At 57.2% G+C, this 7,339-nt stretch carries 4 protein-coding genes and 2 pseudogenes; 4 read left to right on the top strand and 2 right to left on the bottom strand.

All coding sequences use genetic code 11. The features are described 5' to 3' along the window. The 4 genes from GCT19_RS40310 to GCT19_RS40285 form a co-directional block, all read left to right on the top strand. Window positions 1-275 (top strand): transposase (locus tag GCT19_RS40310; protein WP_193727467.1); only part of this gene is annotated, 275 nt, incomplete at its 5' end. A gap of 1,560 nt (window positions 276-1,835) precedes the next feature. After that, window positions 1,836-2,576 (top strand): SDR family NAD(P)-dependent oxidoreductase, encoded by a 741-nt coding sequence (locus GCT19_RS40300; protein ID WP_018438480.1) that lies wholly within the window; start codon window positions 1,836-1,838, stop codon window positions 2,574-2,576. A gap of 1,335 nt (window positions 2,577-3,911) precedes the next feature. Next, window positions 3,912-5,122 (top strand): IS3 family transposase gene (locus tag GCT19_RS40290; RefSeq protein ID WP_085951706.1). Its coding sequence is split into 2 segments (ribosomal slippage): window positions 3,912-4,218 and window positions 4,218-5,122, totalling 1,212 coding nucleotides; the frame shifts between segments, so codons are not numbered across the junction. Between the two features lie 304 nt (window positions 5,123-5,426). Next, entirely contained in the window at window positions 5,427-6,416 is a 990-nt protein-coding gene (locus tag GCT19_RS40285; protein WP_311548618.1) for a porin, read from the top strand. Window positions 6,417-6,724: 308 nt separating this feature from the next. Here GCT19_RS40285 and GCT19_RS40280 read toward each other — a convergent pair. Together GCT19_RS40280 and GCT19_RS40275 are read right to left on the bottom strand one after the other, a co-directional pair. Continuing rightward, window positions 6,725-6,907: pseudogene (locus tag GCT19_RS40280) on the bottom strand (XdhC family protein); the annotation flags it as partial. Then, a pseudogene (locus tag GCT19_RS40275) lies at window positions 6,888-7,339 on the bottom strand (xanthine dehydrogenase molybdopterin binding subunit); the annotation flags it as partial. The pseudogenes GCT19_RS40280 and GCT19_RS40275, both read right to left, overlap by 20 nt.

The raw sequence follows: 7,339 nt of genomic DNA, 5'->3' as shown, positions 1-7,339 counted from the left end.
TCAGTGCGATGCTCGAGCAGTGGTGTACCAACGTGATGCGCTCCAAGGTTGAACCGATGAAGGAGGTCGCCCGCATGATACGCAAGCATTTCGACGGCATCGTCGCATGGACCCAGACGCGCCAGACCAACGGCTTTCTGGAAGCACTCAACGGCCTGTTTCAAGCCGCCAAGCGACGCGCTCGTGGCTACGCAAACCTCGAAACTATGCGCACCGTGCTGTTCCTGATCGCCGGCAAGCTCAACTTCGCGTCGATCAATCCGCACGCGGCATAACCCATTCAAATTTCAAAAGAGCCCAAAATATCATGTCCTTATAAAGGCGATACCCGGAACCAGTCACCGAAATTGAGCAGCTACTGAGACTTGCATGCGCGCGGTCAGCCAAGGACTCTGTCGAAAGAACGGATGAGTTTGTGCCGATGGTGAACGCGCTCCGTGACTTCGCGGTCGCCGTTGCGACGGCAACTATGTCACGGGGTGTGTAGCATGTCGATGCAAACGTGCAATCGATGATACGCGGTGGGCCAGGATTCGGGAAGTTTTCGCCAGAATGATTGTGGGTCCGTCGATATGAAAAGAAATCAAGTCAGTCGTCGGGTTGAGCCGCGGCACCTTTCGCTGGAATTCGAGCCGAGGCAGTGGATCTGAAGCGAAGGTGCCTTGGGCGCCGCGGCTTCGACCGAATTCCCCCTTGCGCTCTAACTCCTTGAGTCTGAGCGACATCAACGGCATCGTCATGTTGGCCGCTGTAGGCTGGGCTGTGTCCACAAAACAGTAGTTTTTTACAAGCTATGTTTCGACCGTGCAAAAAGAATTCCCATGCCCTGTCGCGAGGCGTTTTTTGAGTGTGACGCGATGATGTGCGGCGTTCGTCTGACGCCTGGGAAGGGCGAAGTGCTGTTGGATCGGATCGGTCGATTCGGTCCTTTTGGTAGAGATTTGGTTCCTAAATGGATTTCTTGCAAAAACAGGCAAGTGGGCGTTATAGAAACATTTTTAGATATTACCGATGGGTTCGGCAATGACTCGCTCTTAAGAAGAATGCCGCTAGGTCTCCATGTTCTCTACGCGGTGCCCGAGCTGATTGGACGCCCTTTCCCCGGACGGTATGATACCTGCGTTAACTTTGGTGGTCCGAACCTCAGCTCCGACGATAGTTACTGGAAAAAAACAATCCTCTTAGCTTAGGGATATCTGCGGTAGTTTTACGCTGCTTCAATGTATTTTCACTATCGGCCTGCCGTCCATCGCAGGGCGGCAATGGCCATTTTGTTGCATCTAAGACGGGCGGATGTCGGGAGCGCGACAAAGCGACGGCGGAAATCGTTGGGGACGGGGACTGGGCGTCTCTTTCTCATGGCGTGCAAATTGCTCGAATGTGGCGCGGCACCTCGCCATAAGGAAGTCTGCTATGCTCACAAAACGCGACCGGCCCTCGGACGCTTGACGCCAGTGTTTGTCGAAGCGATCCCGCAGATCCGCGGCGAACGGAGGCGGCTGCTGTCCAAGCCGCGCATTGCCCGCCAATCGCAATATTGCTTTGTTACTCACTGCTCGTCTTCGTTTTCGCAACAACAATTAACCATGTCGCGTGACCGCGGTGACGTATCGTGGAAACTGGTCAATTGCTGCACTGCAGGAACTTTCGAATGTTGCTGAGCATATCCGCAGCACATTTGATTGAAGACAACGAGCGGCTAGGGAGTCGGCGAGATACTCGCAAGCATGAAGTGCGTTTGGCACGCCTGCTTGCGAGTTGGTACACCTCACCCATGCAGGGCGGCAGTCGCTCAACTGCACGCCGCAACGATCTATCCAATTGGACATGCACAGATGGGCCAAGTTACTCGTTATATGCTGCTGACCGGCGCCAGCCGCGGTATCGGTCATGCCACAGTTAAGCTTTTTCAGGAGAACAACTGGGAGGTGTTCACTGTCTCCCGGCGGCCGTTCTCGGACAGTTGCAAGTGGCCTGCTGCGCGCGAAGCGCACATACAGGCAGACCTCGCGGACCTAGATAGTATCGACCGAATCGCTTTGGAAGTCAGGCGACGGCTACCTAATGGACAGTTACACGCGCTCGTCAACAATGCTGGCGTCTCTCCTAAAGGCGAGGACAGATCGCGCCTCGGAGTTCTCAAGAGCGATCTTCGGACTTGGATGACTGTTCTTAACGTGAATTTGGTATCCAACGCATTACTTGCGCGATCGTTGTTCCCAGAGTTGGTCCGAGGAAACGGGGCCATTGCCAACGTAACATCGATCGCCGGGGTGAAGGTTCATCCTTTCGCAGGTACTGCGTACGCAGCCTCAAAGGCTGCGCTCGCAGCTCTAACACGAGAAATGGCGCACGAGTTTGGCCCGAAGGGTGTACGCGTCAACGCTATTGCTCCGGGCGAAATTGATACCCCAATCCTGTCGCCCGGCACAGAGGAGATCGTGGATCACGGAATTCCTATGCGTCGTCTCGGGGATCCGGCCGAGGTCGCACGAGTAATCTACTTTCTCTGTACTGAGGCCTCCTCGTACATCAACGGAGCAGAGTTGCACGTCAATGGAGGACAGCATGTCTGACGTCGTGCGACAGCACGTGAAGACCGACGCCCGGGAACCGTCGTCGGAAAGGCTCCATAGCAAGGGAAGAGAAGAGAGGGCCTCGTCGTGTGCCGACCAGTCGGTCTAATGGAGACAGTCCATGTTTGCAGCGCGCCCTGAAGATGGTCCCTTGCGCTCCGACTCTGCTAAGTGATCCTCTTCTACTGCGCGGCGGTTTGGATTGGCATTCGAATGATGTGAGAGCGGTGACATATGACATACAGAATGTTCCATCGTGAGAGACTATTAAGAAGTTTCGGTATCTGATACGCGTCCGACTTTCCATACTAAAGTACATTTCCATGCCGACTAGATTGCGCGGCGTGGCATCTCGACTTGTCCACATTAGCATGAACTTTCCGCCGTGTAACGGAGGATCGTCCATCACCTCTGGAGCGGCCCCCTGAAACTCCGGACACAGTCTCCCACTTACAATAGCGGGTAGGGTGCGACACGAAGCATGAGGCTCGAAGGACTGAGCGCAGTGCATGCTCGTTTCATCATTGTCCGACCGTGCGATGGTCCTGCACGGTAGCGGACCTGCCGTGCGACCGGCGGTAGCCTAGGAGCGCGTGCATTGCTGGCAACGGCGTTGTGCGAAGCCGTTCCGACAAAGTTGTCCGAAAGCATGTAGCGCTGCGAAGCGCTGCATGGAGGCTCTGAGCAGCAACGGGGCTGAGACGCGAGGCTAACTGACATGGGCAATCTAAGTGAATCGCTGATAAACGTCGTTACTATTGACATGCCAAAGCTGCTGTTAGGCATGACCCAAAACGGGACGTGGCCGGTTATCGCTTTCCTAACAGGTGATACGTCGCCAGTAGCGCCACCGGCGAAGAGGCGGGCCCTTACTCAGTCGTGTGATGAAACGGGAACGTGGTAAGCCCGTACAGTTGCCCCCGGGGCAGATGAACCGCAAGGCTAATCGTTGACTGTGCGGGTATGAGAAAACGGAGAAAGCGAATGCCGGGCTGTAATGGTCCGGATAGAGGTTGCAACATCACTTCACGCGAAAGCGCGCTGACTTCCGTTCGGTGTTCCGGCGCAAAGCTGTTGAGTGACTCCGTAGAGGGAAGCATGAGAGAGCATCGTTCGCGATGTCTGCGCCCTCCGCTGCGGCGGGAGAACCTTGGCATGGCAATGCGCAGGCGCCAGTTGGACGGCGCTGGTTGCACAAACGTGTGCGGCCTTGGAATGCTTGAGCCGTATGCAGGGAAACTTGCACGTACGGTTCTTAGGGGAGGCTGCGCCGGCAACGGCGTGGCCTTACCCGCTCATACGACTGTGTTTTTGACTAACAACAAGCAAGAAGTGATGGAAGTGTTGACGGGGCCGGAGCGCCGGCGGCGATGGTCAGCAGAAGATAAGCTGACGATGGTGCGGGAGAGTTTCGAGCCGGGCAAGTCGGTCTCGATGGTTGCACGCCAGCACGGTGTCAATCCGAACCAACTGTTCCATTGGCGCAAGTTGTATCAGGATGGCAGCCTCTCGGCAGTCAGTGCTGGGGAAGAAGTAGTGCCGGCGTCTGAGCTGAACGACGCGCTGAGGCAAATCAGGGAGCTTCAGCGATTGCTCGGAAAGAAGACCATGGAGAACGAGATTCTTCGTGAGGCGATGGAGGTGGCGAAGTCGCGAAAATGGATTGCGCGCTCGCCCTCATTGCCGGGGGACGAGCAGTGAAGCAGGTCTGCGACGTTCTCGGTGTAGCGCGCTCAAACGTGGCGGCAAGGCTTGCACGTCCAGCCGACTGGCAGGACGGACGCAGCGCCAGGAAGACGGGCGATGCAGGGCTGGTCGATGAAATACGGCTGACCGTCACTGACCTGCCGAGCTATGGCTATCGCCGCTTCTGGGGCATGTTGCGCCGTCAACGGGAGGGCCGAGGCATCACTCCCGTGAACGCCAAACGCGTGTATCGGATCATGCGCGTTCACGGCTTGCTGCTACAACGCAGGCCCGCTCCACCAAGGCCGCAGCGTCGGCACGATGGCAAAGTCGCAGTGGCGAAGAGCAACCAGCGGTGGTGTTCTGACGGCTTCGAGTTTCGCTGCGACAACGGCGAGCCGCTGCGCGTGACGTTTGCGCTGGATTGTTGCGACCGTGAAGCAATGAGCTGGGCAGCGACGACCGGCGGTCACAGCGGTGATGTGGTGCGTGATGTCATGCTGGCTGCTGTCGAAAACCGCTTTGGCAATGTCCTCAAGGCGCCGACGGAAATCGAGTGGCTGACGGACAACGGCTCGGGCTACACGGCGGAGAAAACCAGGGACTTCGCTTCTGGTATTGGCCTGAAGCCATTGACCACACCAGTGTGCAGCCCGCAGAGTAATGGTATGGCAGAAAGCTTCGTGAAGACGATGAAGCGTGACTACGTGGCGTTCATGCCCAAGCCGGACGCCGCGACCGCAGCGCGCAATCTCGCCATCGCGATTGAGCATTACAACGAGCAGCATCCTCATAGCGCGCTGAAGTACCGCTCGCCACGCGAGTTCAGGCGCAGGGCCGATTCATCAACTCAAGTGTGAGGCTGTGTCCGGAAGTACAGGGGCAAATCCAGTCACCTCGCGCCCCTTCGATGCAGATGAAGGGCAGCCGAGTTAAGTAAAGAGGGAGTTATATATAAAGGTGATTGACAGGACAACGGATGATGCATAGTGAGTTGATAAAGTTGGGGATCTGTATAGCTTCAGTTGGAATGTGTTCATTCGCTAACGCACAAGGTAGTGTGGCCATTTACGGGGTCCTCGACGAAGGAATCATGTATCAAAGCAACGCTGGTGGCGGACAGAGATTGTCGCTTGATTCGCTTGCCGGCCTCATGGGAAGTCGATGGGGGGGACCGGAGTCGAGGACCTCGGCGGAACTTTACACGCGATTTTCACCCTTGAATCGGGTGTGAACTTAAACAACGGTCTGGCTGCTCAAGGCGGGCTGCTGTTTGGTCGTCAGGCATTCGTCGGCCTGACAAGGGACAACTGGGGCGGCCTGACATTTGGACGTCAGTATGACATGATCTTCTACTTCCCCGAGCCACTCACGGCCGCAGCGCTCGTGGGAGGTGCGCCGGCCGGGCACCCAAGCGATGTAGACAATGCGTGCAACACGGTTCGAGTGAATAAGTCGGTACGATACATGAGTCCTGAAATCCGCAGTGCGACTTTCGGGGTGGAGTATAGCTTAGGTGGCGATCCCGGAAGTTTCACAACTGCCAGCGGCTATTCGGTAGGTGCCGGCTACGCAAACGCGCCATTAAAAGTGGGGGTGGCATTCGAGTATTTTAAACACCCCACTGCAGCGCCAGGCACAGGTTTTTTTACTGCCTATGGGAACGGGTTTTCACCTCTACAGGGCGGCCTCAACAGGGGATATGCTTCTGCCGAAACATACCAGTCCGCAGTCGTAGGGGCCAATTACACGATCGGCCCAGTCATCCTGGCGGCTTCGTTCTCCAATGTTCAATACGCAAATCTCGGCGCGTCGCTTCAAGACGGAACGGCGATATTCAACAACTACGACGTTGGAATACTGTATCGTTGCAACCCATCTTGGACTGTCGCTGCATCATATGCCTACTTGTACTCGGATGGCGTTCAAGACGCCGCGGGACACAAAATCGGAAACCAGCATTTCAACCAGGTAGCGATTGCAACCGACTATTTCCTGTCCAAACGCACCGATGTGTATTTCGGAATTGGTTGGCAGCAAGCATCGGGAACATCGTCTCTCGGTACCCCCGCTGTTGCCAACATCACCAATACGAACGATTCATCCAATAAGTGCCAGGTCCTTGCTCGCGCGGCCATCCGTCACAAATTCTGATTTGTAGTAAGAGCGTCCGAATCAAGACATGCGAACAGAGCGACACGGCGGAAATTGAGATCTCGTTATCCTGGAGTAAGGCGCGCCGGTGCAAATATCGAGGAGGAAAATTGGTTAGGGAACCGGTCTGAACGAATTGAGAACCGACAATTTTTTAGCCGTGTGCGACGCGGGCGCCCGCACGGACATCGAGCACTCTGCCGGTGCCCTCGGGGCAGTGACTTGTGCGTCGTCTTCGTCTTTGCCATCGTGCGTGCCGTACGTTGCGATTCGCCCGAATCTACTCGACCTCGCTAACGCGACAGAACCGTCTCGATCGCTTCCCGTTCGAGGCGGCCCTCGCCGAGCGAATACCTGCCCAGCTCGCACGTGTGACGATCATTTTCGTGCCGGCGTCGCGGGGCGCTGAACTTTCTACGCGCGACCGTCAGCAGCACGGCGGCGTCGCCGTGCGCGAGCAGATGTTGCAGGTCAGTGAGCCAGGCTTGCATCCGGCGATTCTCCTTGCGGGGCCGCGTCAGGCGTCGGCGCGGCGGGTGGCGTGTGGGTGTCGGCGTTATCAGCGTGCGCGGCGGCTGCGGTCGGATCTGCGTGCTGCGACGCTTTCCACGCACGCAACGCGTCCAGCGCATCGAGTATGGCCTCGGGCGTGGCCGGCGCACGCAACGGCGGAGCATGTCGCGCGCCCGGCACCGCGGCCGCGATCGCATCGCGAATCGCGAGAAACACCGAGAACGGCAGCAGCAATGGCGGCTCGCCGACGGCCTTCGAGCGGAACACGGTCGGCTCCGCATTGCTGTTGTCGTAGAGCCGCACGTGGAATGCGGCGGGCGTGTCGCTGACGGCGGGAATCTTGTACGTCGACGGCGCGTGCGTCATCAGGCGGCCGTCACGGTTCCACCACAGCTCTTCGGTGGTGAGCC

It is taken from the genome of Paraburkholderia atlantica, from assembly GCF_009362785.1.
GTDB lineage: Bacteria > Pseudomonadota > Gammaproteobacteria > Burkholderiales > Burkholderiaceae > Paraburkholderia > Paraburkholderia atlantica.
The sequence above is the reverse complement of the archived record's forward strand: the minus strand, read 5'-3'. Positions and strand labels throughout refer to the sequence as shown.

What these genes read in the sequence shown, in the direction of transcription:
- GCT19_RS40300 (WP_018438480.1), top strand. Translation starts at nt 1,836, where the DNA reads ATGGGCCAAGTTACTCGTTATATGCTGCTGACCGGCGCCAGCCGCGGT.
- GCT19_RS40285 (WP_311548618.1), top strand. Translation starts at nt 5,427, where the DNA reads ATGGGGGGGACCGGAGTCGAGGACCTCGGCGGAACTTTACACGCGATT.